Raw genomic sequence first — 26,890 nt, 5'->3', positions numbered from 1 at the left:
TCACAAGGGCTACTAAATATTATCACAATTCAGTAGCCCTTGCAAATAATTTCGTTATTTTGTTGTAAAATTCTGAATAGTTTCTAATGCTCTTGTAGCCAGCGCTTCATTTCGCTCTTTTTTGTTTTTGATACGGACTTCTAGCTCTTTAAACAAGCCAAAATTTGCGTTCATCGGTTGGAAATTTTTCGCACTCGTATGCGTGATGTAGTGAGCCATACTTCCAATCGCTGTTTCTTGAGGCAACACGACTAGCTCTTCCCCTAACACGTAACGGGCTGCATTCATTCCAGCCATTAAACCGCTAGCAGCAGATTCAACATAACCTTCTACTCCGGTCATTTGACCAGCAAAAAACAAGTCATCGCGTTCGCGATACTGATAAGTTGGACGAAGTAGCTTCGGAGAGTTAATGAACGTATTGCGGTGCATTACTCCATAGCGAACAACTTCAGCATTTTCAAGGCCAGGAATTAAGCTTAATACTTCTTTTTGAGCTCCCCATTTTAAGTGCGTTTGGAAGCCGACAATATTATAAAGAGTTCCTGCTGCATCGTCTTGACGTAGTTGTACAACTGCATAAGGTCGTTTACCTGTTTTTGGATCTTCTAAACCTACAGGCTTAAGTGGACCAAACAGCATCGTTTTTTCTCCGCGCGCTGCCATTACTTCAATTGGCATACAACCCTCAAAGTAGATCTCCTTTTCAAACTCTTTTAAAGGTACAACTTCAGCATCAATTAATGCTTGATGAAACTTCGTAAATTCTTCTTTTGTCATTGGGCAGTTTAAATACGCTGCTTCCCCTTTATCATAACGTGACTTTAAGTATACTTTGTCCATATCAATGCTGTCTTTTTCAATGATTGGAGCTGCCGCATCATAAAAGTAAAGATAGTCTTCACCTGTTAAAGTACGGAGTTGTTCTGATAAATCCTTTGATGTCAATGGACCTGTTGCAATAATTGTTGGCCCTTCTGGAATCTTTGTAATTTCTTCGTGTACAACTTCAACATTCGGGTGATTTTTTACACTTTCAGTAACGCGCGCTGCGAACTCATGACGATCTACAGCTAAAGCGCCACCTGCCGGAACTGCGCACGCATCTGCTGATTCGATAATAATTGAGTCTAGCTTACGCATCTCTTCTTTTAATACTCCAACTGCATTTGTTAAAGTGTTCGCACGCAGTGAATTACTACATACTAATTCTGCAAATTTATCTGTATGATGCGCTGGTGTCTGCTTTACCGGACGCATTTCATAAAGTCTTACTTTTAATCCTCTTTTCGCAATTTGCCAAGCAGCCTCGCTTCCAGCAAGACCGGCACCGATTACGTTAATTACTTGTTCTGTCATGTTCAATCCTCCAACTAAAATATCAAACAAAGAAGTATTATAACATACCTTTTTTCTGTTTGTTTAATCGTTTATTTCCACTCGCTGCTACTTTTTTTCTCAAAAAAATACGACGCCATGTAAATGAGTCGCTAAGAACGTTTCCATTTTAGCACACTACCTCATGTCGTCGCACTTATATCCTTCATAAAAATCCATCATTCATCGTTACAATTTATTCCACAGAGCTGATTGTACTTCTTATTGCTGCGTTTCTTCCTTATAATCACAGCTTGTGCACACTACCTGCGTTCCTTTTTTCTGCTTTTTCTCTACGAGTAAACTCTCACATTTTGGACATTTTCTAGCAATTGGCTTATCCCAAGAGATAAATTCACAGCTAGGAAAACGATCACAACCGTAGAAAGTACGTTTCTTCTTGGATTTGCGTTCTACGATGTTTCCTTCTTCACACGTTGGACACTTCACACCAATTTCTTTAACAATTGGCTTCGTATTGCGGCAATCCGGGAAATTTGAACATGCCATGAACTTTCCATAGCGTCCCATTTTAAATACCATTGGTGATCCACAAGATTCACAGTCTTCTCCAGCAGGTTCGTCTTTGATCTCTACTTCTCGCATTTCTTTTTCTGCTTTTTCAAGCCTCTTTTCAAAATCGCGATAAAATTCGTCAATAACTTTAACCCACTGCACGCTTCCTTCTTCCACTTTATCAAGGTCGGTTTCCATTTTAGCTGTGAATTCAACATCTAAAATTTCAGGGAAGAATTCTAAAATAAGTTCTAGAACAATTCCACCAAGCTCAGTTGGTACAAAGCGCTTATTCTCTAGAGCAACATATCCGCGCTTTTGTATCGTATCAAGCGTTGGTGCATAGGTTGATGGCCTTCCTATTCCCAACTCTTCAAGCGTTTTAACTAATCTTGCTTCCGTGTAACGCGGTGGCGGCTGCGTATAATGTTGTTTTGGCTCAATATCTTTTGAATAAGCAACTTCCCCTTCTTCTAGGTTAGGAAGTTGCTTTTCTTTTTCTTCAACTTGGTCATCGCTACCTTCTACATATAGCTTCATAAACCCAGGAAATTTCACTTTTGAACCATTTGCCCGAAACGTTACTTCACCATTTTTTAAGTCAACAGCCATTGTATCCATTACTGCTGAAGACATTTGACTGGCTAAGAAACGTTCCCACACAAGCTTGTATAAACGAAACTGATCTCTTGATAAGAATTCCTTTACATCCGAAGGCTTACGCATTGCTGAAGTTGGACGAATTGCTTCGTGAGCATCCTGTGAGTTGGTTTGCTTCTTTTCTTTTTTCTTTTCTTGTGCCAAATAATCATTGCCATATGCGTTTAAAATATATTCTTTTGCTTCTTCTTGCGCTGTTTCAGAGATTCGGGTTGAATCAGTACGCATGTACGTAATTAAACCAACGGTTCCTTCTTTTCCTAAATCAATACCTTCGTATAACTGCTGTGCAATCATCATTGTTTTCTTTGCTCTAAAGTTCAGCTTTCGTGCTGCTTCTTGTTGAAGAGAAGAAGTTGTAAAGGAAGGAGCAGGATTTCGCTTTCTTTCTTTTTTTGTTACTTTTGAAATCTTAAACTCGTTACCTTCTACCGTCTGAAGAATGGCTTTTACTTCTTCTTCATTAGAAAGGTTTGCCTTCTTTCCTTTGTACTCAATTAATGATCCCTCAAACTGATCGTTATCTTTTTGGAAAGTTGCTTGAACCGTCCAATACTCTTCTGGCTCAAAGTCCGTAATTTCTTTTTCACGATCAATGATTAAGCGTACTGCAATGGATTGAACACGTCCAGCACTTAATCCTTTTTTCACTTTCTTCCATAGTAATGGACTAATGTTATATCCCACTAATCGGTCCAAAATACGTCTTGCTTGCTGTGCATCAACTAAATCCATATTGATTGCACGTGGATGTTTAAAAGACTCTTTGATGGCATCTTTTGTAATTTCATTAAATACAACGCGACAGTCTGATGCAATATCTACATCTAAGCTATGAGCTAAGTGCCATGCAATAGCTTCACCTTCACGATCTGGATCGGCTGCTAAATAGATTTTTTTCGCTTTTTTAGCCGCTGTTTTCAAATCTTTTAGTACCGGTCCTTTACCTCGAATGGTAATATATCTTGGATCGTAGTTGTGTTCTGTATCAATTCCCATTTGACTTTTTGGTAAATCGCGAACATGTCCCATCGATGCTTTTACTTTATATTTTTTTCCTAAATATCGCTCAATTGTTTTAGCCTTAGCAGGCGATTCTACAATTACTAGGTAGTCAGACATCTATTTGCTCCTCCTCAAGAGGTAAAATAAAACCTTCATTATTAATTAATCTTTTTTTATCATATTGTATCAAATGCTTTTGTCTAAATTTCGTTATGTTTCAGTAATACTCTTTCATCTTACAAATCATACATCTTTCCAAATAAAAATTATCTGAGACTTTGGAATCGATGTAATTCACTTATTATATCTGTAGGGTTTTGTACAAGCTTTGCCCCCATTTGAATCAACTTGTTTACTCCTTTTGAAGCATCATCTGTAATAGGGCCAGGTATAGCAAATACTTCTCTTCCTTGCTGAAGCGCTTGGTCAGCTGTAATAAATGAACCACTTCGCTCTTTAGCTTGAACCACAACTGTACCACTTGTCAAGCCACTAATGATTCGATTCCGTTTTGGAAAGTGCCACTTGGCTGGTTTAGTGGGTGGTGGATACTCTGATACTAACAAGTGGTGACGAGCAATTTCATTTGCTAATGGAAGATTATGCTTTGGATAGATATTATAAAAGCCACTTCCTAAAACTGCAATAGTTTTTGCTTGTTTAGCAATAGCCAACTGATGAGCAGCCGTGTCAATACCTAAGGCTAATCCGCTTACAATTACAAATTGATCATGAAGCAATGGAGCTAAAACTGATTGTATAGCATCATATCCGTATTGAGTCGGCTGTCTAGTTCCAACCACGCTTAAACAATCTTTATACTGAAATAATGACAAATCCCCTTTACAAAACAAAACCCAAGGTGGATCATAGATATTTTTTAATAAATGGGGATATTCATCATCAATAATTGTTATACAGTAAATACTTTGCTCTTCATATTTATTTAGAATATCTTGTATTGGAATAGTTTGCAAATATTTTTTCACTTGACATGCTCGATTGAATGGAACCTGAAGAATTTGCTGAAGGTCATTCGGAGAATAATTGTACAGATGTTGAAGAGAAGAATCATACTGTAGAAACGAAAAGATTTGCTTCCAAGTCAATAGCTGACAATGTGATAAGTGAATTATTTTTTTGCGCAACTCATCCATATCATCGACTCCTTTTATGGCATAGAAAATAGTCCTCAGCGAGGAGGACTATTTTATGCTTTAATGAGTTTTACATTTTTCTAATAAGCCTTGTTCTTTTAACACGCTAATTAATGTCTCACCCATTACAGACGGCGTTTCAGCAACTTTGATACCGCATTCATTCATTGTTTTGATCTTTTCAGCAGCCGTTCCTTTTCCACCAGAAATAATGGCACCAGCATGGCCCATACGTTTCCCTGGAGGTGCTGTTTGACCACCGATAAACCCTACTACAGGTTTTGTCATGTTTGCTTTAATCCACTCTGCAGCTTCTTCTTCTGCCGTACCACCAATTTCACCAATCATAATAACAGCATACGTCTCTTCGTCTTCGTTGAAGGCTTTTAGAACATCAATAAAGTTTGTACCATTAACTGGGTCTCCACCGATACCAACTGCTGTTGATTGACCAATTCCCGCTTCAGAAAGTTGATGTACTGCTTCATATGTTAACGTACCAGAGCGTGATACGACACCAACATGACCTTTTTTGTGAATATATCCTGGCATAATACCAATTTTACATTCTTCTGGCGTAATAACACCTGGGCAGTTTGGTCCTACAAGTCTAGTCTTTTTGCCTTCCATATAGCGCTTTACTTTTACCATATCTAATACCGGAATACCTTCTGTGATACAGATAACAAGATCTAACTCTGCATCAACTGCTTCAATAATTGAGTCAGCCGCGAACGCAGGTGGCACGTAAACAACAGAAGCTGTAGCACCTGTTTTTTCTTTGGCTTCTAATACCGTATTAAAAACGGGCACGCCTTCAACTTCCATACCGCCTTTACCTGGTGTTACACCGCCGACGATCTGTGTGCCGTACTCTAACATCTGCGTTGTATGGAAAAGACCTACTCCGCCTGTTATACCTTGTACAATTACTTTTGTGTCTTTATTAATAAATACGCTCATTCCTATCCCCCAGCCTTTCTATTTCACTAGTGAAACGATTTTTTGTGCGCCGTCTGCCATTGACTCAGCCGCTGTAATATTCAGCCCTGATTCTTGAAGAATCTTCTTACCTAGCTCTACGTTTGTTCCTTCTAAACGCACAACTAATGGTAAGCTTAAGCCAACTTGTTTTGTTGCTTCTACAACACCAGTTGCAATTACATCACACTTCATAATTCCACCAAAGATGTTAACGAAAATTCCTTTTACATTTTGGTCAGATAGAATAATTTTGAACGCTTCTGTTACTTTCTCAGCTGTAGCGCCGCCCCCAACATCAAGGAAGTTAGCCGGGTCTCCGCCATAATGCTTAATGATGTCCATTGTCGCCATAGCAAGGCCAGCACCGTTTACCATACAACCGATGTTTCCATCTAATGAAATATAGCTTAGGTCATATTTAGATGCTTCGATTTCTTTTGCATCTTCTTCATCTAAATCGCGATATTCTAAAATATCTTTTTGACGATATAATGCGTTTGAATCGAAATTTAGCTTCGCATCAAGAGCCATTACGTTTCCATCGCCTGTTACAACAAGTGGGTTGATTTCAGCGATTGAACAATCTTTTTCAACAAATACAGTATATAAACCAGCCATAAACTTAACTGCCTTACCTACTAATTCTTTTGGAATATTAATATTAAACGCAAGTCGACGCGCTTGGAAACCTTGTAAACCAATCGCTGGATCAATGTATTCTTTGAAGATTTTTTCAGGAGTTGCTTCCGCTACTTCTTCAATCTCCGTACCACCTTCTTCAGAACCCATTAATACAACTTGAGAAGTTGCGCGATCCAATACTAAACCAATATAGTACTCTTTCTTAATATCGCACCCTTCTTCAATAAGTAAACGCTTTACTTCTTTCCCCTCTGGACCTGTTTGATGCGTAACGAGCGTTTTACCTAAAATATCTTGTGCATATGTACGAACTTCATCTAAGTTTTTCGCTACTTTTACACCACCCGCTTTTCCACGTCCCCCAGCGTGGATTTGCGCTTTAACCACTGAAACTTGAGATCCAAGTTCTTTAGCAGCTTCAACTGCTTCTTCTACACTATATGCTACTTTACCATTAGGTACTGCTACTCCATATTTTCTTAGGAGTTCTTTCCCTTGATACTCATGGATATTCATTTCCCATCCTCCTAACGTAATCAACCAATAAAATAGACTGCGCTTTCATTGTATAAAAATAATTGTCTAGTTGTCTACTATTCAATTAAAAAATATTAAAATAATTGGAAAATTATTTTTTCTTCATCTTTTTGTCTAGCTGATAAACCATGCCAAAACCTTCATGAAAAGATTTTGGCATCTTGGCTAAGGATATAGCTTTCACTCCGCCTTCCTTTAAAGTAAATAAGTGTGAAGCTACACTTAATACATCTTGCTATCTTCTAACCTCAGAAAACACTTTCAGACGCTGTAGCATTCGATAGGCTTCTCCATTATGGAGAAGCGCTTGTAACCAATCAACAAATACTTTTGCAAACGTTCATTTTAAGCACAGGTAGTCCCGAAAAAAATTGATTCAATTAGTTTTCCAAGTATTATGACCAGGTGCTGAAACAAGTTGTTGAAAATCTGAGATTTTTACCATTCTTCTGTCTCTTTACCAATTATATTTTCTCTTTAATAGGTGCAAAAGAACGTCGATGCTCCTTTAAAACCCCATAGCTATCAATTGCCTCTAAATGTTGCTTTGTTCCATAACCCATGTGTTTTTCAAATCCGTATTCAGGATGCTTTAATGCCAATTCCTTCATCATTCGATCTCTTGTCACCTTCGCAATGACAGAACTTGCAGCGATAGAGATGCTTGTAGCGTCACCTTTAATAATAGACTCCTGTGGAAGATCAAGTGGGAGAGTCATAGCGTCAATTAATAGTGCTTCAGGCTTAACTGCTAAACCTTCAACCGCTTCCATCATCGCTGTTTTTGTTGCTTGATAAATGTTTAATTTATCAATAGTTGCTGCATCTACGATTCCAACACCAACTGCTACTGCTTGCTGACAAATTATTTCGTAAAACTCTTCTCTTTTGGCTTCTGATAACTTTTTAGAATCCGTTAATCCAGGTAAAAAGAACTCTCTAGGTAAAATAACTGCCGCAGCCACAACCGGTCCCGCTAAAGGTCCTCTTCCTACTTCATCAATTCCCGCGATAAACTTTACACCTTGGTCATATTGTTTGTTTTCGTACGACATCATTTGATAGAACTGCTCTTTTAAGCGCTCAGAGGCTTGTATTTGTTTCTTTCGTTGAATAACAGCTTGTTGTACACCCTTGCGTTCATCCTGCTCATACTGTGCGAATACAGGGTCTTTAAGACTGTCAATTTCTTGGAGCGCTTGTTTAATATCACTAATTTTCTCTTTCATCTTTCTCTCTCCTCACTATCGTTGATATCGACTGTGCTTTTGTTGTTTTCAATCAATAAAAAAGCCGCTCATTACCTTATTGAGGTAAAAAGCGACTTGAAATTTTTTACAGCTTACTCTTCTGAAGAAAGCTCGGCTGGATCATCAAACGTTAGCATTCCCAGTTTATCCGTTCGGATCTCTCTCAGCACCAGTTCGGCTGTTTTATCATAATCAACCATTCCACCGCTCATAATACAACCTCTCTTTGATGCAATTGCATCAAAGAGCTCAACAATATCCTCTGGTATCTCTTCAAGACCATAGCGTTCTTTCAGATTAACGGGATAATAGCGAGAAAGGAAGCGAAGTGCATAAACACAAATATCTTGCATGTTAACAATCGTATCTTTAATTGCACCTGTTGTCGCTAATTTATAGCCTACCGTTTGATCTTCAAACTTCGGCCAAAGAATTCCTGGAGTATCTAAAAGCTCCAGCTCACTTCCAACTTTAATCCATTGCTGTGCTTGGGTCACACCAGGACGATCGCCTGTTTTAGCAATCTTTTTGCTTGCTAATCGGTTGATAAGCGTAGATTTTCCTACGTTTGGAATGCCAACAATCATCGCTCGAATTGCGCGAGGTTTTTTAATTCCCTTTGCTTTCATTCTCTCAAATTTCTCATGTAGAATTTCTTTAGACAAAGAGACAATTTGTTTCATCCCTTTTCCTGCTTGTGCATCAATCGCTAGGGCTTGTACACCTTGTTCGCGATAATAGCGTAACCATTCTTCCGTCATACGCGGATCCGCTTTGTCTGTTTTATTTAATAAGACAATGCGAGGCTTATTTACAATAATCTCATCAATCATTGGATTTCTTGATGATTGTGGAATACGAGCATCTACCAGCTCATATACAATATCAATTAATTTTAATTTTTCCGTTACTTGACGTCTCGCTTTTGCCATATGTCCCGGAAACCATTGTATCGTCATGTTCTACTCACCTTTTATCAATTACTACATTCTTTAATTAGATAGTCTAGCTTCAGATAGCGGCCAATAAACTAAGCTTGTTTTTCCAAGTACTTGATCCATACTTACAAATCCAATTTGTCTACTATCCTTACTGTAGCGGCGATTATCTCCCATTACAAACAAATGTCCTTCAGGTACTTCTGCTTCACCTGTCAAACCTTCTAGGGTAAAATCTTCTGTTAAGTTACCATCAATAACTTCTTTTTTATATTCATCAAGATATGGCTCTTCATATGGCTTGCCGTTTACATACAAAACATCATCACGGTATTCAATATGATCACCAGGCAGGCCAATAATTCGCTTTATGTAGTCTTTTTGTTCATCTGCATGAAAGACGATAATATCGAAGCGATCAGGATCCCCAATTTTATACGAAAACTTATTTACAATCATTCGGTTCTGATCATGTAGCGTCGGCATCATTGATAATCCATCTACTACAATCGGCGCAAATAAAAAGTAGCGAATAACTACAGCTAATAAAACAGCAATAGCAATGGCTTTAATCCATTCAAAAAATTCATTTTTTCCTCGGGCCATTCTCAGTCCCCCAACCTTTATATACTACATCTTTTATTGTATCTGAAAGTTACTGAAACACCTAATAATTATAAAAAAAGATTTGAAAAAAGGAGCTTGTTTAACAAGCTCCCCTTCACGATTATCGAATTTCTTTAATACGCGCAGCTTTACCACGTAATTCACGTAGGTAATAAAGTTTCGCACGGCGTACTTTACCACGGCGCATTACTTCGATTTTTGCAATTTTTGGCGTATGAAGTGGGAATGCACGCTCTACACCTACACCGTAAGAGATCTTACGTACTGTAAATGTTTCGCTGATACCACCACCACGACGCTTGATAACAACACCTTCAAATACCTGAACACGTTCACGGCTACCCTCAACGATATTTACGTGTACACGTACAGTATCACCAGGACGGAACGTAGGAAGATCAGTTTTAAGTTGTTCTTTTGTAATTTCTTCGATTAATTTTTGCATCGCGTGTTTCAACTCCTTCCAACAGACGCTCATAACAATGCTTATAGATCATTGCAGCGGAACATCGTTATAAGTGACAAAAGCCTATCAGCTCAAGCCACAAGATTTATCTTAGCACACTCTCATTGCGTATGCAATAAGAGAAATTATTTTTCTGTATCTTTTAAACTACATTGGGAACTCTCTGCCTTATTCACTTTCTTCATTTTTTAGTTCAGCTATTATTTTCTTTTGCTGTGAAGAAAGCTCAAGCTGTTCTAGCATATCTGGCCTTCTTATCAACGTGCGCTTGAGAGACTCTTTTTCGCGCCATGCTGCAATTTTTTGATGGTCACCACTCATTAAGACGTCAGGGACCTTAAACCCTCTAAAATCAGCTGGACGCGTATAATGCGGGTGTTCTAGTAACCCTGTGCTATGCGAGTCTTTTACAGCCGAATCCTGATTCCCTAATACACCTGGCAATAGGCGTACTACGCTGTCAATTACAACCATTGCCCCTAGTTCTCCACCCGTTAACACATAATCACCGATTGAAATCTCATCAGTTACAACGTGCTCACGAATTCGCTCGTCATATCCTTCATAGTGACCGCATACAAAAATCAGATGTTCTTCCTGCGCTAGCTCCTCTGCTTTTTTTTGCGTATAGCGCTCTCCTTGTGGACAAAGTAATACAACGCGTGGCTTAGAACCTTTTGTCAGCGCGTCCACCGCGTCGAAAACCGGCTGAGGTGTTAAGACCATGCCTGCTCCGCCGCCATATGGATAGTCATCAACATTTTGATGCTTGTTTGCTGAGTATTCTCTAAAGTTCACCACGTTTAATTCTACAGCCTGCTTTTCTTGCGCTTTTTTTAAAATAGATTCACCAAACACTCCTTCAAACATTGAAGGAAACAAAGACAGGACATCAATCTTCATCAGTCTAATAACCCTTCCATTACCGTAATCATAATTTCTTTCTTTTCAATATTAATTTCCTGAACAACTTCGTCGATATAAGGAATTAAAATCTCTTTTCCACCTTTTCCTTTTATAACCCACACATCATTTGCACCAGGAGTTAAGATTTCTTTTATCTTTCCAAGCTCTTGACCTTCGTCTGTTTTGACGATACAGCCAATAATTTCATGAAAATAAAACTCACCATCTTCAAGCTCAGACAATTGATCTTCCGATACTTTAATCATACTATTCTTAAATTTCTCAACATCGTTTACATTTGGATATCCCTCAAATGATACAAGGTCAAAATTTTTATGCTTTCTATGTGTAGCAACAACCACTTCAACAGGTTCAACTTGCTTTTCCTGAAACAAATAAAGTTTGTTGCCTACCTCATAGCGTTCCTCTGCAAAGTCAGTTGTTGAGATAATGCGTACTTCACCTTTAATCCCGTGCGTATTAACAATTTTACCTACTTTAAACCAATTATTCATTGTTCACCTCTATCGAATTTCAACGACAATGCCGTCTTTAATTACAATCTCTTTTTTTTGCTTTATATTGTTCCAATTATCACCGATTTTCACTTCAAGCAATGAATCCATTTCCGATTCAACAAGCTCACTTCCTAGTGCCAAACGCTCTAGCTGCTCGATTTGAAAATCAATGACGTCTATTTTTTCAAGTCTGGATGAACGCTCTTTTTCAAACTGGGTATGAAGCAAAGATGATTGAGTTTTTTTCGTTTTCTCTATTTGTTTAAGTTGAAACTTAAGCTGCTCTAACTCTTTTTGCAGCTCGATTTTCCGCTGCGAGAAACGATTATGCAGTAACGCCTTGCTGCTTTCCGTCACAACTTGCTTTACAACAACCTTTTGAATAATTTGCATCAAACCCCTCCTCTTCATCCTACGATTCTTATTAAACCATTTCTATCTGTCATTTGAGAAGTACTTACATAAAAAAAAGGGGGAGGTTATCCCTCTCCCTTTTTTTCACTCTTGAATTTTCACATGCACTTTTTTATCTAATTGCGATGCCGCCGCAGAGACAACAGTCCGAATGGCTTTGGCAACCCGCCCTTGCTTTCCAATAATCTTGCCGATGTCTTCTTTGTGAACTTCAATGAAGTACGTCACTTGATGTTCTTCACTTACTTCTTTCACTCGAACTTCATCTGGATAATCAACAAGTGGCTTAACAATTGTTTCAATTAGTGATGTCATCGCGAGTATAATTATTTTCCTAATTTAGCGTTATGGAATTTCTCCATGATGCCTTCGTTAGAGAAAAGGTTACGTACTGTATCAGATGGTTTTGCACCATTTTGTAACCATTTAAGAGCTAACTCTTCATCAATTTTAACTTCAGCTGGTTGAGCTACTGGATTGTAAGTCCCAACTACTTCGATGTAACGTCCATCACGTGGTGAACGAGAGTCTGCTGCTACGATACGATAGAAAGGAGATTTTTTAGCTCCCATACGTTTTAAACGAATTTTTACTGCCATTTTTAAAGCACCTCCGAATATGTTTCAACAAGATAATATAATATCAAAAAGATAAAATGTTTGTAAAGGTTTTTTTCTTAACAGTATAAAAAATATTTTATTCTGTTTATTTTCACAACTAAATTTAGTAAGAAATTAAGAGAAGAAAGGTAATTTCATGCCTTTTTTCTTCCCTTTAGACATGTTTGTCATCTGCTTCATCATTTTCTTCATGTCTTCAAACTGCTTTAATAGTCGGTTAACCTCTTGAACCGATCGACCGCTACCTTTTGCAATTCGTTTTCTTCGACTAGCATTAATGATTTCAGGATTTGTTTTTTCAGCTTTTGTCATAGAACGAATAATCGCTTCTACATGACTAATTTGCTTTTCATCTACTTGTAAGTTCTTGAGACCTTTCATTTTATTAGCACCTGGGAGCATGCCAATAAGTTCATCTAACGGCCCCATTTGACGAACTTGAGCAAGCTGCTCTAAAAAGTCATCAAATGTAAACGACTGCGTACGCAGTTTCGCTTCAAGCTCTTTTGCTTTTTCTTCATCTACGTTAGCCTGCGCTTTTTCAATTAACGTAAGAACGTCTCCCATTCCTAAAATACGAGAAGCCATACGTTCCGGATGGAATGCATCAATTGCATCCATCTTTTCACCCAAACCAACAAACTTAATCGGTGTATTGGTAACCGCACGAATTGATAAAGCCGCACCACCGCGCGTATCTCCATCTAACTTCGTTAACACTACACCTGTTAAGCCAAGCTGTTTATTAAAGCTATCAGCTACGTTTACAGCATCCTGACCCGTCATTGCATCGACAACAAGGAAAATTTCATGAGGGTTCGTCAGCTCTTTAATTTGCTCTAACTCTTCCATTAAATTCTCATCTACGTGCAAACGTCCAGCTGTATCAATTAATACATAATCATGATGCTCTTCTTTGGCGTAAGCAATGGCCTGCTTTGCAATTTCAACGGGACTTACTTGATCTCCCAGTGAAAACACAGACATGCTTAACTGCTTTCCAAGCGTCTCAAGCTGTTTAATCGCCGCAGGGCGATATACGTCAGCTGCCACAAGCAATGGATTGCGGTTATGTTTCTTACGCAGTAGGTTAGCTAGCTTACCAGTTGTTGTCGTTTTACCCGCACCTTGAAGCCCTACCATCATAATAACCGTAGGAGCTTTTGGAGCCACTGCAATTTTGCTTTGCTCGCCGCCCATCAGTACTGTTAATTCTTCTTGTACAACTTTAATAACCTGTTGACCAGGCGTTAAGCTTTTTAATACGTCTTGACCTACTGCACGCTCACTTACGCGCTTAATAAAGTCTTTTACTACTTTAAAGTTTACATCCGCTTCTAAAAGGGCTAAGCGTACCTCACGCATCATTTCCTTAACATCTGCCTCAGTTACTTTCCCTTTTCCCTTTAGCTTTTGTAACGTGCTTTGCAAACGGTCGGCTAATCCTTCAAATGCCATATATGCCGCCCCCTAATCTAATTTCTCGAGCGAATCAAGAAGAGAAGAAAGCTTGCTGTTTGTTTCAAGTGCGCCTGTCAGTTCATTTTTTAGTTGTTGAACAATTGATTGACGCTCTTGAAACCTTTGAAATAACAATAGCTTTTCCTCATATTGTTCAAGCATTTGCTCTGTACGTTTTATATTATCATAAACTGCTTGACGACTCACATCAAATTCCTCTGCTATTTCACCTAGGGAATAGTCATCTAAATAATAAAGAGACATATAACTTCTTTGCTTTGGTGTAAGCAACGCTTGATAGAAGTCGTATAAAAAGTTCATTCGCGTCGTTTTTTCTAACATACGACCGCCCCCCTTGTTAAGTGAAAAGCCTTTACATGTCTTTAGTTTACAAAGAACCAATTAGAATGTCAAGTTTTTTCCTTAACAGCAAAAACGCGACGAAGAAAGGCTTCATCGCGTTTTTTAATTAACTGTTTTGCACTTCATCTTCTACCGCATTAGCAAATAAGCCATAGATGTATTGCTCCGTATCAAACGGCTGAAGATCGTCCATCTTCTCCCCTAACCCTACGAATTTCACTGGTAAGTTCAGCTCGTTTCGAATAGCCAATACAATACCACCTTTTGCTGTACCATCTAGCTTTGTCAGCACAATTCCTGTTACGTTTGTTGCTTGTGAGAAGATTTTTGCTTGACTAAGAGCATTTTGTCCAGTTGTTGCATCCAACACAAGCAGCACTTCATGCGGAGCTCCAGGAACCTCACGTTCAATCACCCGCTTTACTTTCTCTAGCTCCTTCATTAAGTTCACTTTATTTTGCAAGCGACCTGCTGTATCACATAATAAAATGTCTGCTTTACGAGCTTTTGCTGACTGGATAGCATCGTACATTACAGCAGCTGGATCTGACCCAGCCGATTGCTTAATAACATCTACTCCAACGCGCTCTCCCCACACTTCTAGCTGCTCGATAGCGCCTGCACGGAACGTATCGCCAGCTGCCATCAGGACCTTCTTGCCTTCTGATTTAAATTTGTGGGCAATTTTACCAATCGTTGTTGTTTTCCCTACACCGTTAACACCTACAAATAAAACAACGGTAAGGCTATCTTGCTGCATGTTAAGATCCGCTAGCTGCTCTTCACCTGACTCATAGATATCAATTAATTTTTCAGAGATAACCGCTTGAACTTCTTGAGGATCTTGAATGTTCTTTCGTTTTACTTCATCTTTTAATTCGTCAATTAAATCCATAACAGTGGAAACGCCAACGTCTGCGCTAATTAGAATTTCTTCTAGCTCTTCAAAAAATTCTTCGTCCACTTTTCGATAGCGAGAAACTAAATCGTTCACGCGTTCTGAAAACGAATCGCGTGTTTTTGAAAGTCCATCTTTAAACTTTTGAGTAACAGAATCTGTTTGGTTCGTAATCTTTTCTTTTAACCGCTTAAAAAAGCTCATGTTCTAACACCCTTTCTATTAAGCATATTGCTTCGAATCTTCTAAACGTACGGATACTAGCTTTGAAACGCCTGACTCTTGCATAGTTACGCCGTAAAGCACGTCTGCTTCTTCCATCGTTCCTTTACGATGCGTAATGACGATAAACTGAGTTTGCTCACTATAACTTCTTAAATACGTGGCAAAGCGGTGCACGTTCGCTTCATCTAAAGCTGCTTCTACTTCGTCTAACACACAAAACGGTACAGGTCGAACCTTTAAGATAGAGAATAGAAGTGCAATAGCTGTTAAAGAACGCTCTCCACCAGAAAGAAGTCCTAAGTTTTGAAGCTTTTTACCTGGAGGCTGAGCAATGATGTCAACTCCAGTGTTCAACAGGTCCGTCGCATCCGTTAGCCTTAGCTCTGCTTTTCCTCCCCCAAATAGAGACTGAAATACATGATTAAACTCTTCACGAATTTGATAAAACGTATCAGAAAAACGCTTTTTCATCTCTTCATCCATTTCTTCAATAACCTGATAAAGCGTGTTTTTAGCTTCATCTAAATCATTCTTCTGGCTGCTTAAGAACTCATAGCGTTCGGCCGTCCGTTCATATTGTTCAATAGACCCGATGTTCACTGTACCAAGCTCTTCAATACCAAGCTTAATAAGTTTAATCTTTTTACGGGCTTCGTCAATTGGAACCGTCAGCTGATACGAAGCTTTTGCTGCTTCAAAACTCGTTTGATATTCTTCATTCAGCTGATGTAAACGACTGTCTAACTCAACGTCAATGCGGTTTAATTTTACCTCTTCGTCTTTTAACGCATTTGTAATTTGCTTATGCTGACGATGTAGTTCTTTGACAAAGCGTTCTGCATCTTCTAGTTTATTTTGTGATTTTAAGCGTTCAGCGCGGCAATCATCCATTTTCTTCAAAGTCTCTGCTTTTTCTTTAACTTTTTCTGCAGCTGCTTCTTCTAGAGAAAGCTCTCCAGAATCATTTGATGTCATCTCATTCGCTAAAAGAGCCAAGTCTTCTGTCACTTCTTCTAAGCGCTTCGTTGTTTGATTTAACTCAAAGCAAATACGCTCATACTTTTCACGCTTATTTTTAAGAGACTGTTCTTGTCCAGCAAGCTCTACTTTTACTTCCGTTAGCTTCTGGCGCACCTCTTCTCGTGACGTTTGTTGCGTGCGCTTACGATGGGTAAGTTCTTCAATAACTACCTCTAGTTCCAAGGTCTGTTCTTTTGCTTCGTCTAGCTGCTTTTCTAATACTTGAATTCGCTTAACCAAATGCTCTTGATCACTTTTAAAGCTGACCATGTCTTGATCGTACATGGCTAATCGATCATTTACTGCTTGCTCTTCAATTTCTACTTGCTTCACATCTCGATCCAGCGCTTTTTCTTGCTCTTCTAGACGCTTAACAAAAGACTGTTCTTTACCAATCGCTTGCTCCAACTCTTCAATCATTTCTCTCTTAGCTTTCACATTTTTTTCAAGTTGAAGCGTTTTTTCTTCCATTTCTTTTAGCTTCGCAGTAATTGTTTCAAGTTCTCGCTGACGCCCCAACAATGAATTGGTCTTTTGCTTAACCGACCCACCTGTCATGGATCCGCCTGGATTCACGACGTCTCCGGTTAAAGTAACAAAGCGGTAGCGATGCTGGATTAGCCTAGCAAGCTCATTTGCTCCTTTTAAATCTTTTACAATAATAACCGTACCAAGCAAGTTTTCTGCGATACTGCGATACTTTTCATCATATTTTACAAGCGAAGAAGCAACGCCCACAAACGTATCATGACTTTCAATTAACGAAATGGTTTGCGGCGGTATAAATCGCGAACGCACGGATGTTAATGGCAAAAATGTAGCTCGCCCGTAGTGATTTTGCTTTAAAAAGCTAATTGCTTGTCGCGCACTCTGTTCATCAGACGTCACAATATGCTGAGTTGCACCACCTAGCGCAATTTCAATCGCCGTCTCATACTCTTTTGGCACGCTAACTAATTCAGCAATAGCTCCTTCAATCCCATGAAGCTTCTGACTTCTCGCTTTTAAAATTTCCTTTACACCATGAAAATACCCTTCATAGTCCTCTTGCATCTCTTCAAGCATTTGCTTTCTAGATTTTGTTTGCTGGACATATTGATAGGCTTGATACAGGGTTGACTCTTGCTTTCGATATTCCTCTCGCAAGGAATCTAACTTCGCAAGCTGCTCTTTTAACTGGCGCGTGGAATCCTGCAATTCTTTTTGAAAGTTTTGCAGTTTATCAATAAGAGCACCTTTTTTCCGTTCAAGATCCGCTCGTTGCTGAACATATTGCTCGTTTGCTTTTAAAAGCCTCGCTTCTTTTTCAGACGTTTGATGCTTTTGCTGCTCAAGAAAAGCAATCTCATTTCGAGAAGCTGTCTGTGCATTTGCCAACTCAAAATATTCGCTTTTTAACTGCTCTAGCTGTTCATCCAAGTTTTCACTATACGTCGCAAACAAACGCTCTTGTTCGGCTACTTCTTCACGCGTTTTAGCAACGTCGTTTTCAAAGTTAGTTAATTCATTTTCTTCTTTTTGCTTCGCTATCACAAGCTCTTCTTTTGTTTGAGTATATTCTTTTACAAGTCGCTCTAACTGCTCTTTATTTTGCGAAGCATTCTTTTTACGCTCTTTTAATACTTCTTTCTTCCCTTCTAGCTTTTCAACTTCTTCACTAACAAAAAGAAGGTGTTTATGTAGCGCATCGATTTCTTCATCCGCGCGCTGAATATACGCGCGTAAACGATTAATCTCTTGCTCACGCTCTCCAACGTTAGCAGAAAGCGATTGCTCCATTTGCTGATGAGACGCTATATCTCTCTTCAGCACTTCCCACTTCCCATGAAGCTCTTCAATTTCAAAAACTGTTACTTCAATGTCAATTTGTTCTAATTCTTCTTTTTTCTGCAAATAATCTTTTGCAATGGAAGACTGTATTTTTAAAGGCTCTAACTGCCCCTCGATTTCATGCAAAATATCAAGTACCCGATTTAAGTTTTCTTGTGTTTCAATTAATCTTAACTCAGCCTTACGTTTTCTCGTTTTATACTTTAAAACGCCCGCTGCTTCTTCAAATATTTTACGGCGCTCATCTGGTTTACTGCTGAGAACTTCTTCAACTTTCCCTTGACTAATAATAGAAAAAGCTTCTCTTCCCAAACCGGAGTCCATAAATAAATCCACTATATCTTTTAAACGGCATGGCTGGTTATTAATAAGAAATTCACTATCGCCTGAACGGTTTACTCGTCTGGTAATACTTACTTCATGATAATCTAGCGGTAGAAACTGATCGTCATTTTCTAGCGTAATCGTTACGTCTGCTACGTTAACAGCACGTCTCGATTCACTTCCTGCAAAAATAACGTCTTCCATTTTTCCGCCTCGCAGTGACTTGGCAGACTGCTCACCCATTACCCAGCGAATCGCATCTGTAATGTTACTTTTACCACTACCGTTTGGCCCTACAACTGCTGTAACCCCTGGTACAAAGTCAATCGATACTTTCTGAGCAAATGATTTAAAGCCGGTAATATCTAAACGCTTGAGGAACATATAGATTCCCCCTTTTCCTTATTTTCATAGTAAATCCCCCTTTGCAATAATCACTTATTGCTTGGGGGGATTGGTTCCTGCATTATGCTAATAATCTCTTTTACTTTGCATTCGACGCTTTTATTTTTGAGATGGCTACTTGAGCAGCTTTTTGCTCAGCTTCTTTCTTAGATCTTCCAACTCCAACGCCTAACTCTTCACCATTAAGTGATACGCGTGACATAAATTCACGATTATGAGCTGGTCCTTTTTCTTGTAGTACTTTGTACTCCAGCTGACCAAACCCGTCTCGTTGAATAATCTCCTGTAACTGACTTTTAAAATCCATCACATGAGAAAAAGCACCCTCATTAATTTTCGGGAATACAACTTTTGTTAAAAATTGATTTACTGTTTCAATTCCTTTATCTAAATACAATGCACCAATAAATGCTTCAAACACATCTGCCAATAAAGCTGGACGTTGACGACCACCCGTCATTTCTTCACCTTTACCAAGCAATACTAGTTTACCAAATTCGAGCTCATTTGCGAAAGTCACAAGAGATGGTTCACACACGACCGCTGCACGTAACTTTGTTAGCTCTCCTTCGCTCATCATTGGGTATTTTTTAAATAGAAATTGTGAGACAGTCAACTCTAACACGGCATCCCCTAAGAATTCTAAACGCTCATTGTCTTCATGAGGTTTTTTACGATGCTCATTCACATACGATGAATGTGTAAAAGCTTGAAATAAAAGCTTTTCATTTTCAAACGTCACGTTGATTTCTTCTTGAAACTGCTTAAAGTTTTTCACTACTTGAGAATTATTTTTTCGGTCTCGATTCGAATAATGTTTAGGCATAAAATACCTCCGCTTAACAGCCACAATTAGTTCATAATTTTTTTCATAACATAACCCATTATAAAACGACGTATCCTAAAAGATACACCGGATTTTGAAAAAAAACTTATTTTTTTCAAAAATAACGCAAAAAACACAGAAAGCCCCGCTATTAACGGGGCTTTTAGTGATACAACAGAATTAAACTTGACTCTGTATGTAATTAACCGCATCTCCAACAGTTGCGATTTGTTCTGCTTGCTCATCAGAGATTTCCATGTCAAACTCATCTTCAAGCTCCATTACAAGCTCAACTACATCAAGAGAGTCAGCACCTAAATCTTCTTTGAAATTAGATTCTAATTTCACTTCGCTTTCATCTACACCAAGACGATCAACAATGATTTTTGTTACGCGCTCTAGTACTTCTGCCATTGTTCTTCACCTCCCCTCAAGTCATTATAGTAGATTTCCTTTTAAAATACTATGGCTGAATAATAAAGTTTGTCAAAATCCTTACTTTTCAATTCTTTTAAGATATTACATAACCATTCCGCCGTCAACATGGATGGTTTGTCCCGTAATATAGCGACTAGCGTCTGTAGCTAAAAAAGAAACTACATTAGCAACATCTTGTGGATCACCAAAGGATGCAAGTGGAATTTGTTTTAGCATTTCAGATTTCACTTCTTCTGGAAGCTCATCCGTCATATCAGTTGCAATAAACCCTGGTGCCACTGCATTTACTGTAATGTTACGGCTTGCAAGCTCTTTTGCAGATGTTTTCGTTAACCCAATTACACCAGCCTTAGCAGCTACATAGTTTGCTTGTCCTGCGTTGCCACTAACCCCCACAATGGATGAAATGTTGATGATTCGTCCATGACGTTGTTTCATCATTTGGCGAGTTGCTGCTTTCGTGCATAAAAACACGCCTTTTAGGTTTGTTGATAAAACATCATCCCACTCATCTTCCTTCATTCTCATTAGCAGGTTGTCCCTTGTAACACCAGCATTGTTTACTAAAATATCTAAAGAGCCAAACGTTGAAATTGCTTCTTTAATCATGATTTGAACAGAATCTGCATCCGCTACGTTTGCTTGAACTGCAATGGCATCAGTCCCATAGCCTTTAATTTCATCAACAACCTCAAGCGCTTTTGCTTCGCTACCTGCATAGTTTACAACTACTTTGGCTCCTTGCTTTCCTAATTCAAGCGCAATCGCACGTCCAATTCCACGAGACGCTCCTGTAACAACCGCTACTTTTCCTTCTAACATTTTATTCTGCCCCTTTCACTGCTTCAATCGTTGCTTGCAACGTTTCAACATTACTTACTGAATAAACCGTAGCACGGCGATTTACCTTTTTCACAAGCCCTGATAAGACTTTTCCTGGACCAATCTCAATAAATGTATCTACGCCTTCAGCAAGCAATAACTCCACCGTTTCTTGCCAGCGAACTGGAGAATATAATTGTTCAATTAATAGTGCTTGTACAGCTTCTTGTTGTATTGTTGGCTGGGCCGTTACGTTAGCTACAACAGGCACCTTCGCATCTTGAAATGTCATCGTACTAAGCGTATCTTGAAGCTTAGCAGCAGCTGGTTTCATGAGATTAGAGTGGAACGGTCCACTTACATCTAAAGGAATCGCTCGCTTCGCTCCTTTTTCTTTTGCAAGCTCACTCGCTTTTTCAACACCTTCTGCTGTTCCAGAAATGACAATTTGACCTGGACAATTAATGTTAGCTAGCTGAACTGAGAATCCTGAATCTGTAATTTGATCCGTTACAGTCTTTAGCTCTTCAGCACTCATTCCTAAGATAGCTGCCATTGTTCCTTGACCAGCAGGAACAGCCTCATCCATATAGCGTCCACGCTTGTTTACAGCAACAACAGCATCTTCAAAAGACATTACTTCAGCTGCGACTAACGCACTGTATTCTCCCAAACTATGACCTGCTACATAATCAGGTGTAATTCCACTCTTTTTAAACTCATTTAAAAGCATTGTACTAGCAGTAACAAGAGCAGGTTGCGCATGATACGTTAATGTCAGTTCATCTTGTGGACCTTTAAACATCAGGTTTGACAATGAAAAGCCTAGCACTTCATCTGCCTTTGAAAGAAGTTGCTTTGCCTCTTCAGATTGGTCATATAAGTCTTGTCCCATACCTACGGCTTGTGAGCCTTGGCCTGGAAACATAAAAGCTATTTTCCCCATTCTTATTCTCTCCTCGTTTATTCGTTATTTTCTTCACTTTCAACGGAAGCTTGAATGGTAGAAGATACGTTATTTTCTACCATATTTACGGTTTGCTTAATTGCATTAAAGATGGCCGTAGCGTCTGACGACCCATGAGCTTTAATAACCGGCGCATTTAGCCCAAACAGGCCTGCGCCTCCATACTCGCTATAGTCCATTTTTGCTTTTAACCCTTTAAGCTGAGGCTTTAACACGGAAGCAGCTACCTTGCTTTTAAAACTACTCGTTAACTCTGTTTTTAGCATTGAAAATAGTGAGAGTGCCGTTCCTTCTATTGTTTTCAACGCAACATTACCCGTAAAACCATCCGTTACCACAACGTCTGCAACGCCGTTTAAAAGATCGCGTGATTCTACGTTCCCGATAAAGTTAATATTGGTTTCTTGAAGCAGTTTAAACGTCTGCTTTGTTAATTCATTACCTTTTTTCTCTTCCGTTCCAACGTTTAAAAGACCAACTTTAGGTGAATGAATCCCCCTTACTTGCTCCGCGTATACCGAGCCCATGATTGCGTATTGAACAAGGTGCTCAGGTTTCGCATCAACGTTAGCTCCTACATCTAGCATTAAGAAACCTTTACCATCCAAAGTTGGCAGTGTTGGAGCTAGAGCAGGACGCTCAATTCCTTTGATACGACCAACAACAAATAATCCAGCCGTCATTAAAGCTCCCGTGTTACCTGCAGAAATACACGCATCTGCACGCCCTTCAGCTACTTCAGTAGCCATGAGTACCATTGATGCATTTTTCTTTCTACGCACTGCACGAACTGGTTCATCTGTCGCTTCAATTACTTCTTCAGTATGAAGAATTTTAATACGTTCTGGATTTGTTAGGTATTTCTTTATCTCAACTTCATTACCAACAAGTGTAATATGTAAGTTTTCAAACTGTTGAATGGCTAATTCTGCACCTTCAATAACCGTTTTGGGAGCATTGTCCCCTCCCATAGCATCGATTGCTATTTTCATGTTCTTTCTCATCCTTTAACTTTATTTATCAGATGTAGATCGGTACATATTAAACGTTCCTGAAAACACCTGCTCTTGCCCTACAAAACTGTTTACCTCTACGATTGTTCGGGTTTCATCTGTAGACAGAACCTTTGCTTTTGCTATCACACGCTCATGGATTTTTACGGAACGATGATAGCGAATGGTAGCTTCAATTGTTAATGCTAATTCGTCATTAATAACCGCTACTGCAAGTGAGTTTGCTTGAGCAAACAAGTGATGTCCTCTTGTAATTTGATTGCGCTGAAAAACGTGTTCTTCACGCACATCAAAGATAGAAATAGCCGATTGGTCTAACTCAATATCGATAATTTCTCCAATTACTTCTTCGATAGGTAAAGAACGCACTTCATCTTCTAATTTCTTAGAAGCTACGTATTTAATTCGCTCGCGTAATTCAGGGATAGACAATTCTAGGCGGTCTAAGCGAATTGTTTGTACACTAACTGAAAAACGATCGGCTAATTCTTCATCTGTGATAAATGGATTCTCGTCAATTGTAGCTTTTAATAACAGCTGTCGATCTCTTTTATTACGCTTCATAACACACCATCCGAACTTTTAATACTAGGTACTAATAGCAGTATATAATTATTGCAATTGAAATGCAACATTTTTAGTAATGTTACATCTCAATTGCAACGCCTGTTCACTGACTACTAATCAAATTTTTCACCTGCTAAGACACCTGTCGCTTCCAAATAAGAACGCAGCAGCTGATATTGCTCATCTTTCCAAAACATCTCTGAATTAACAAGCTCAGCAGCATCTGTACGCGCTACTTCAAGCGCTCGATAATCGTGGACCATGTCCGCTATTTTGAACTCAGGCATTCCGCTTTGCTTTCGACCGAAGAAGTCTCCAGGCCCTCTAAGTTCAAGATCTCGTTCTGATAGTACAAAACCATCGTTTGTCTCCGTCATAATATTCATGCGTTCTTTTCCAACTTCAGACTTTGGATCTGCTAGTAAAATACAATACGACTGCGCGTCTCCTCTTCCCACTCGCCCACGGAGCTGATGGAGCTGTGATAATCCAAAGCGCTCCGCATCATAGATAACCATAACCGTTGCGTTTGGAACGTTCACTCCTACTTCAACAACCGTTGTCGAAACAAGAATTTGCACATTATTTACGCTAAACTCTTTCATGACCTCTTCTTTTTCATCCGGTGTTAAGCGCCCATGCATTAGCCCCACATTCCATTGACCTTTAAAATATTGAACAAGGGTACTATGAACATCGATGGCATTTTGAACGTCTAACTTCTCTGATTCTTCAATCAGTGGACAAATTACATAGGCTTGTCGCCCTTCATTCAATTCTTTCTGGACAAATTGCAATATACGCTCTAGCATATCATGCTTTACCCAATACGTTTCGATTGCTTTTCGACCAGCCGGCATTTCATCTATGATCGACACGTCCATTTCACCAAAAGCAGTAATAGCAAGTGTTCTTGGAATAGGAGTCGCCGTCATAAACAATACATCTGGACTTTCACCTTTCTCACGCAAAACTCTACGCTGACCTACACCAAAGCGGTGTTGCTCATCTGTAATAACAAGACCAAGGCTTTTATACACTACTTCATCTTGGATGAGCGCATGAGTACCGACTAGCACATCTATTTCTCCAGCCTGCACTTGCTGCAGAAGCTCACGCCTTGCTTTTCCTTTAACCGAACCTGTTAATAATCCAACGCGTACCTGAACTTTTTCAAGCATGTTACTTAGAGATTCAGCATGCTGTTCGGCTAAGATTTCCGTCGGAACCATTAGAGCACCTTGATGCCCTGCCAATACCGTTGCATATAGGGCAACGGCAGCAACGACCGTTTTACCTGAACCTACATCTCCTTGTAATAGCCGATTCATTCGATACGGTGACTTCATATCGGCGGTAATTTCATTTACTACTCGTTTTTGAGCACCTGTTAACGGAAATGGCAGCTGATTTGTAAACTGAACCAAATCGCTGGATGGAAACACTTGAGACATGCCAGCCGTTTCTTCTCGTTCACGCTTTCGAAGTGCTTGCATCTTAAGCTGAAACAGTAAAAATTCTTCGTATACAAATCGTCTGCGCGCTTGTTTTAAATCGCCATGATCTCGAGGTAAGTGAATGGTGCGCACAGCATCTTCTCGCGTCATTAACTTATATCGTTCTCGGAGCGATAAAGGGAGCATATCTTCAATTTGACTTCCATACTGATTTAAAGCCAAGGTGATAAACTTACGAATCGCTTTTACAGTAAGCGTTGCTTTTGTGGAATAAACAGGCTCAATAGTTTGATTTTTTTTGAAAGGTGAAAACTGTAGTTCCTGAAGGGTAATCGTTTGACGGTGCTGATCCCATTTACCCGTCACTGTAACCGTTTGATCGATGTCAAGCTTCGATTTGTAATAGGGTCGATTAAAACATGTAACGGTAACAAGATAACGACCAACCAACAGGCGAAAGGTTAATCGAGACCGTTTTTTTCCGTAATAAGTAAGAGAGGGAACGCTGTGAACCTTTCCCTCTACCGTTACTTTTTCATCATGTTTAGCATCCGCTAAATCTTTTAGCTCATAGTCCTCATAGCGATAAGGAAAATGCTCAAGTAAATCTTGGACAGATTGTATCTTCATTTCTTCGAGAAGAGTCGCTGTTTCTTCTCCAATCCCTTTAATGGTTTTAATAGAAATTTTATTTAATTCATTCACTTTTATTTAATGCAATACCAAAGATCTTTGCTTCGAGCTCGCGACCTGTTGGTGTTGCCGCTAAGCCTCCTTGTGCAGTTTCTCGTAACGCTACTGGCATTGTTTGACCAATTCGATACATTGCATCAATTACCTCATCACACGGAATTCGACTTGTAACACCTGCTAACGCCATATCAGCAGCAATCATTGCATTCGCCGCGCCCATCGCGTTTCTCTTTACGCACGGTACTTCTACTAATCCTGCTACGGGGTCACATACTAATCCTAGCATATTTTTAAGCGTAATTGCCATTGCTTCAGCTGCTTGACTAGGCGTACCACCTGCCATTTCTACAATCGCTGCCGCTGCCATACCCGACGCTGACCCTACTTCAGCTTGACAGCCTCCTGCTGCACCTGAAATGGAAGCATTGTTTGCCACAACAAAACCAAATGCTCCTGATGTAAATAAAAACTCTATCATTTCTTCACGCGTGGGATTTAATTTATTTTTTACTGCAAATAACGTTCCAGGCACCACTCCAGCTGAACCGGCTGTCGGTGTTGCACAAATCGTTCCCATCGCAGCATTTACTTCGTTCGTTGCTACCGCTTTACTTACTGCATCTAAGATTAAATTACCAGATAAAGCATTTCCGCTTTCAATATACTTTTGTAATAAAACAGCATCTCCACCTGTTAGGCCAGTAACGGACTGGACGCCCCTTAATCCACGCTCTACTGCTTCCTCCATTACCGTTAAATTGCGATCCATTCTTTCAAAGACCTGTTCACGGGTTAAGCCAGTAACCTCTACTTCTTGTTCAATCATAATTTCCGCTATTTTGACTTTTTTACTTTCTGCTAACTCTACTAATTCGGCTACATTTCGAAACATAGTATCCTCCCAATTTACAACATGATGTCATTCTATCTAAGCCACTATCATCTTACTAAACATTTATTTAAA

26 protein-coding genes are annotated in these 26,890 nt (G+C 39.3%); all 26 read right to left on the bottom strand.

Annotated elements, in window-relative coordinates:
* Positions 1-54: 54 nt before the first annotated feature.
* The 26 genes from trmFO to sdaAA all read right to left on the bottom strand — a co-directional run bounded on the left by trmFO (position 55) and on the right by sdaAA (position 26,818).
* Positions 55-1,359 carry an FADH(2)-oxidizing methylenetetrahydrofolate--tRNA-(uracil(54)-C(5))-methyltransferase TrmFO gene (gene trmFO, locus V2145_RS03775; protein ID WP_094912597.1) on the bottom strand — a complete coding sequence of 435 codons (1,305 nt, stop codon included), beginning with the start codon at positions 1,357-1,359 and terminating at the stop codon, positions 55-57.
* A 240-nt stretch (positions 1,360-1,599) separates the two neighbouring features.
* Positions 1,600-3,675, bottom strand: a complete 2,076-nt coding sequence (gene topA / locus V2145_RS03770; RefSeq protein ID WP_094912598.1) for a type I DNA topoisomerase — start codon at positions 3,673-3,675, stop codon at positions 1,600-1,602.
* Positions 3,676-3,824: 149 nt separating this feature from the next.
* The gene (dprA, locus tag V2145_RS03765; protein ID WP_094912599.1) at positions 3,825-4,715 is read right to left on the bottom strand and encodes a DNA-processing protein DprA; all 891 of its coding nucleotides are present in this window, start codon (positions 4,713-4,715) and stop codon (positions 3,825-3,827) included.
* Positions 4,716-4,775: 60 nt separating this feature from the next.
* Complete coding sequence (sucD, locus tag V2145_RS03760; RefSeq protein ID WP_025909000.1) at positions 4,776-5,678, bottom strand: succinate--CoA ligase subunit alpha; 903 nt, start codon at positions 5,676-5,678, stop codon at positions 4,776-4,778.
* 18 nt (positions 5,679-5,696) lie between these two features.
* Positions 5,697-6,857, bottom strand: coding sequence for an ADP-forming succinate--CoA ligase subunit beta (gene sucC, locus V2145_RS03755; RefSeq protein WP_094912600.1), 1,161 nt, complete (start codon positions 6,855-6,857; stop codon positions 5,697-5,699).
* A gap of 485 nt (positions 6,858-7,342) precedes the next feature.
* The gene (locus tag V2145_RS03750; RefSeq protein WP_330987326.1) at positions 7,343-8,107 is read right to left on the bottom strand and encodes a ribonuclease HII; all 765 of its coding nucleotides are present in this window, start codon (positions 8,105-8,107) and stop codon (positions 7,343-7,345) included.
* Between the two features lie 113 nt (positions 8,108-8,220).
* Positions 8,221-9,087 (bottom strand): ribosome biogenesis GTPase YlqF, encoded by an 867-nt coding sequence (gene ylqF / locus V2145_RS03745; RefSeq protein WP_094912602.1) that lies wholly within the window; start codon positions 9,085-9,087, stop codon positions 8,221-8,223.
* Between the two features lie 33 nt (positions 9,088-9,120).
* Positions 9,121-9,672, bottom strand: coding sequence for a signal peptidase I (lepB, locus tag V2145_RS03740; protein ID WP_094912603.1), 552 nt, complete (start codon positions 9,670-9,672; stop codon positions 9,121-9,123).
* A 121-nt stretch (positions 9,673-9,793) separates the two neighbouring features.
* The gene (gene rplS, locus V2145_RS03735; protein WP_094912604.1) at positions 9,794-10,138 is read right to left on the bottom strand and encodes a 50S ribosomal protein L19; all 345 of its coding nucleotides are present in this window, start codon (positions 10,136-10,138) and stop codon (positions 9,794-9,796) included.
* 189 nt (positions 10,139-10,327) lie between these two features.
* The gene (trmD, locus tag V2145_RS03730; RefSeq protein WP_094912605.1) at positions 10,328-11,062 is read right to left on the bottom strand and encodes a tRNA (guanosine(37)-N1)-methyltransferase TrmD; all 735 of its coding nucleotides are present in this window, start codon (positions 11,060-11,062) and stop codon (positions 10,328-10,330) included.
* Entirely contained in the window at positions 11,062-11,580 is a 519-nt protein-coding gene (rimM, locus tag V2145_RS03725) for a ribosome maturation factor RimM (RefSeq protein WP_330987325.1), read from the bottom strand. Before rimM ends, trmD begins: the two co-directional genes overlap by 1 nt.
* Before the next feature lie 9 nt (positions 11,581-11,589).
* Positions 11,590-11,976: a YlqD family protein gene (locus V2145_RS03720; RefSeq protein WP_094912607.1), complete on the bottom strand. Its 387-nt coding sequence runs from the start codon at positions 11,974-11,976 to the stop codon at positions 11,590-11,592.
* 105 nt (positions 11,977-12,081) lie between these two features.
* The gene (locus V2145_RS03715; RefSeq protein ID WP_025909011.1) at positions 12,082-12,312 is read right to left on the bottom strand and encodes a KH domain-containing protein; all 231 of its coding nucleotides are present in this window, start codon (positions 12,310-12,312) and stop codon (positions 12,082-12,084) included.
* A gap of 11 nt (positions 12,313-12,323) precedes the next feature.
* Positions 12,324-12,596, bottom strand: coding sequence for a 30S ribosomal protein S16 (gene rpsP / locus V2145_RS03710; RefSeq protein WP_025909012.1), 273 nt, complete (start codon positions 12,594-12,596; stop codon positions 12,324-12,326).
* A gap of 135 nt (positions 12,597-12,731) precedes the next feature.
* Positions 12,732-14,075, bottom strand: a complete 1,344-nt coding sequence (ffh, locus tag V2145_RS03705; RefSeq protein WP_094912608.1) for a signal recognition particle protein — start codon at positions 14,073-14,075, stop codon at positions 12,732-12,734.
* A 12-nt stretch (positions 14,076-14,087) separates the two neighbouring features.
* A complete protein-coding gene (locus V2145_RS03700) occupies positions 14,088-14,420 on the bottom strand; it encodes a putative DNA-binding protein (RefSeq protein WP_131888206.1) in 333 nt (110 codons plus the stop codon).
* A gap of 127 nt (positions 14,421-14,547) precedes the next feature.
* The gene (gene ftsY, locus V2145_RS03695) at positions 14,548-15,543 is read right to left on the bottom strand and encodes a signal recognition particle-docking protein FtsY (protein ID WP_094912609.1); all 996 of its coding nucleotides are present in this window, start codon (positions 15,541-15,543) and stop codon (positions 14,548-14,550) included.
* Positions 15,544-15,561: 18 nt separating this feature from the next.
* Positions 15,562-19,122 (bottom strand): chromosome segregation protein SMC, encoded by a 3,561-nt coding sequence (smc, locus tag V2145_RS03690; RefSeq protein WP_330987324.1) that lies wholly within the window; start codon positions 19,120-19,122, stop codon positions 15,562-15,564.
* Positions 19,123-19,222: 100 nt separating this feature from the next.
* Positions 19,223-19,969, bottom strand: a complete 747-nt coding sequence (gene rnc / locus V2145_RS03685) for a ribonuclease III (protein ID WP_025909017.1) — start codon at positions 19,967-19,969, stop codon at positions 19,223-19,225.
* Between the two features lie 180 nt (positions 19,970-20,149).
* Entirely contained in the window at positions 20,150-20,383 is a 234-nt protein-coding gene (gene acpP, locus V2145_RS03680; protein ID WP_025909018.1) for an acyl carrier protein, read from the bottom strand.
* Between the two features lie 105 nt (positions 20,384-20,488).
* Positions 20,489-21,229: a 3-oxoacyl-[acyl-carrier-protein] reductase gene (fabG, locus tag V2145_RS03675; protein WP_131888208.1), complete on the bottom strand. Its 741-nt coding sequence runs from the start codon at positions 21,227-21,229 to the stop codon at positions 20,489-20,491.
* A 1-nt stretch (position 21,230) separates the two neighbouring features.
* Entirely contained in the window at positions 21,231-22,175 is a 945-nt protein-coding gene (fabD, locus tag V2145_RS03670; RefSeq protein WP_131888209.1) for an ACP S-malonyltransferase, read from the bottom strand.
* Positions 22,176-22,192: 17 nt separating this feature from the next.
* Positions 22,193-23,188, bottom strand: a complete 996-nt coding sequence (gene plsX / locus V2145_RS03665) for a phosphate acyltransferase PlsX (RefSeq protein WP_131888210.1) — start codon at positions 23,186-23,188, stop codon at positions 22,193-22,195.
* 21 nt (positions 23,189-23,209) lie between these two features.
* Positions 23,210-23,773 (bottom strand): transcription factor FapR, encoded by a 564-nt coding sequence (gene fapR, locus V2145_RS03660; RefSeq protein WP_025909022.1) that lies wholly within the window; start codon positions 23,771-23,773, stop codon positions 23,210-23,212.
* 116 nt (positions 23,774-23,889) lie between these two features.
* Complete coding sequence (gene recG / locus V2145_RS03655) at positions 23,890-25,938, bottom strand: ATP-dependent DNA helicase RecG (protein WP_311856881.1); 2,049 nt, start codon at positions 25,936-25,938, stop codon at positions 23,890-23,892.
* Positions 25,931-26,818 (bottom strand): L-serine ammonia-lyase, iron-sulfur-dependent, subunit alpha, encoded by an 888-nt coding sequence (gene sdaAA, locus V2145_RS03650; RefSeq protein ID WP_094912616.1) that lies wholly within the window; start codon positions 26,816-26,818, stop codon positions 25,931-25,933. The genes recG and sdaAA overlap by 8 nt, the downstream gene beginning before the upstream one ends.
* Positions 26,819-26,890 lie beyond the last annotated feature (72 nt).

This window comes from Priestia sp. GS2, from assembly GCF_036409025.1.
GTDB lineage: Bacteria > Bacillota > Bacilli > Bacillales > Bacillaceae_H > Priestia > Priestia aryabhattai_A.
Note: the sequence above shows the minus strand (reverse complement) of the source record. Positions and strands in the feature narration are given on the sequence as shown.

Bases quoted from the DNA above. Each gene is read 5' to 3' on its own strand.
- fabD (WP_131888209.1), bottom strand. From the start codon at position 22,175: ATGGGGAAAATAGCTTTTATGTTTCCAGGCCAAGGCTCACAAGCCGTA.
- smc (WP_330987324.1), bottom strand. From the start codon at position 19,122: ATGTTCCTCAAGCGTTTAGATATTACCGGCTTTAAATCATTTGCTCAG.
- topA (WP_094912598.1), bottom strand. From the start codon at position 3,675: ATGTCTGACTACCTAGTAATTGTAGAATCGCCTGCTAAGGCTAAAACA.
- trmD (WP_094912605.1), bottom strand. From the start codon at position 11,062: ATGAAGATTGATGTCCTGTCTTTGTTTCCTTCAATGTTTGAAGGAGTG.
- ffh (WP_094912608.1), bottom strand. From the start codon at position 14,075: ATGGCATTTGAAGGATTAGCCGACCGTTTGCAAAGCACGTTACAAAAG.
- ylqF (WP_094912602.1), bottom strand. From the start codon at position 9,087: ATGACGATACAATGGTTTCCGGGACATATGGCAAAAGCGAGACGTCAA.
- rnc (WP_025909017.1), bottom strand. From the start codon at position 19,969: ATGCCTAAACATTATTCGAATCGAGACCGAAAAAATAATTCTCAAGTA.
- V2145_RS03715 (WP_025909011.1), bottom strand. From the start codon at position 12,312: ATGACATCACTAATTGAAACAATTGTTAAGCCACTTGTTGATTATCCA.
- trmFO (WP_094912597.1), bottom strand. From the start codon at position 1,359: ATGACAGAACAAGTAATTAACGTAATCGGTGCCGGTCTTGCTGGAAGC.
- acpP (WP_025909018.1), bottom strand. From the start codon at position 20,383: ATGGCAGAAGTACTAGAGCGCGTAACAAAAATCATTGTTGATCGTCTT.
- V2145_RS03720 (WP_094912607.1), bottom strand. From the start codon at position 11,976: ATGCAAATTATTCAAAAGGTTGTTGTAAAGCAAGTTGTGACGGAAAGC.
- fabG (WP_131888208.1), bottom strand. From the start codon at position 21,229: ATGTTAGAAGGAAAAGTAGCGGTTGTTACAGGAGCGTCTCGTGGAATT.
- sucC (WP_094912600.1), bottom strand. From the start codon at position 6,857: ATGAATATCCATGAGTATCAAGGGAAAGAACTCCTAAGAAAATATGGA.
- sucD (WP_025909000.1), bottom strand. From the start codon at position 5,678: ATGAGCGTATTTATTAATAAAGACACAAAAGTAATTGTACAAGGTATA.
- ftsY (WP_094912609.1), bottom strand. From the start codon at position 15,543: ATGAGCTTTTTTAAGCGGTTAAAAGAAAAGATTACGAACCAAACAGAT.
- lepB (WP_094912603.1), bottom strand. From the start codon at position 9,672: ATGGCCCGAGGAAAAAATGAATTTTTTGAATGGATTAAAGCCATTGCT.
- V2145_RS03700 (WP_131888206.1), bottom strand. From the start codon at position 14,420: ATGTTAGAAAAAACGACGCGAATGAACTTTTTATACGACTTCTATCAA.
- plsX (WP_131888210.1), bottom strand. From the start codon at position 23,188: ATGAAAATAGCAATCGATGCTATGGGAGGGGACAATGCTCCCAAAACG.
- rplS (WP_094912604.1), bottom strand. From the start codon at position 10,138: ATGCAAAAATTAATCGAAGAAATTACAAAAGAACAACTTAAAACTGAT.
- rpsP (WP_025909012.1), bottom strand. From the start codon at position 12,596: ATGGCAGTAAAAATTCGTTTAAAACGTATGGGAGCTAAAAAATCTCCT.
- V2145_RS03750 (WP_330987326.1), bottom strand. From the start codon at position 8,107: ATGAAAGAGAAAATTAGTGATATTAAACAAGCGCTCCAAGAAATTGAC.
- fapR (WP_025909022.1), bottom strand. From the start codon at position 23,773: ATGAAGCGTAATAAAAGAGATCGACAGCTGTTATTAAAAGCTACAATT.
- rimM (WP_330987325.1), bottom strand. From the start codon at position 11,580: ATGAATAATTGGTTTAAAGTAGGTAAAATTGTTAATACGCACGGGATT.
- dprA (WP_094912599.1), bottom strand. From the start codon at position 4,715: ATGGATGAGTTGCGCAAAAAAATAATTCACTTATCACATTGTCAGCTA.
- sdaAA (WP_094912616.1), bottom strand. From the start codon at position 26,818: ATGTTTCGAAATGTAGCCGAATTAGTAGAGTTAGCAGAAAGTAAAAAA.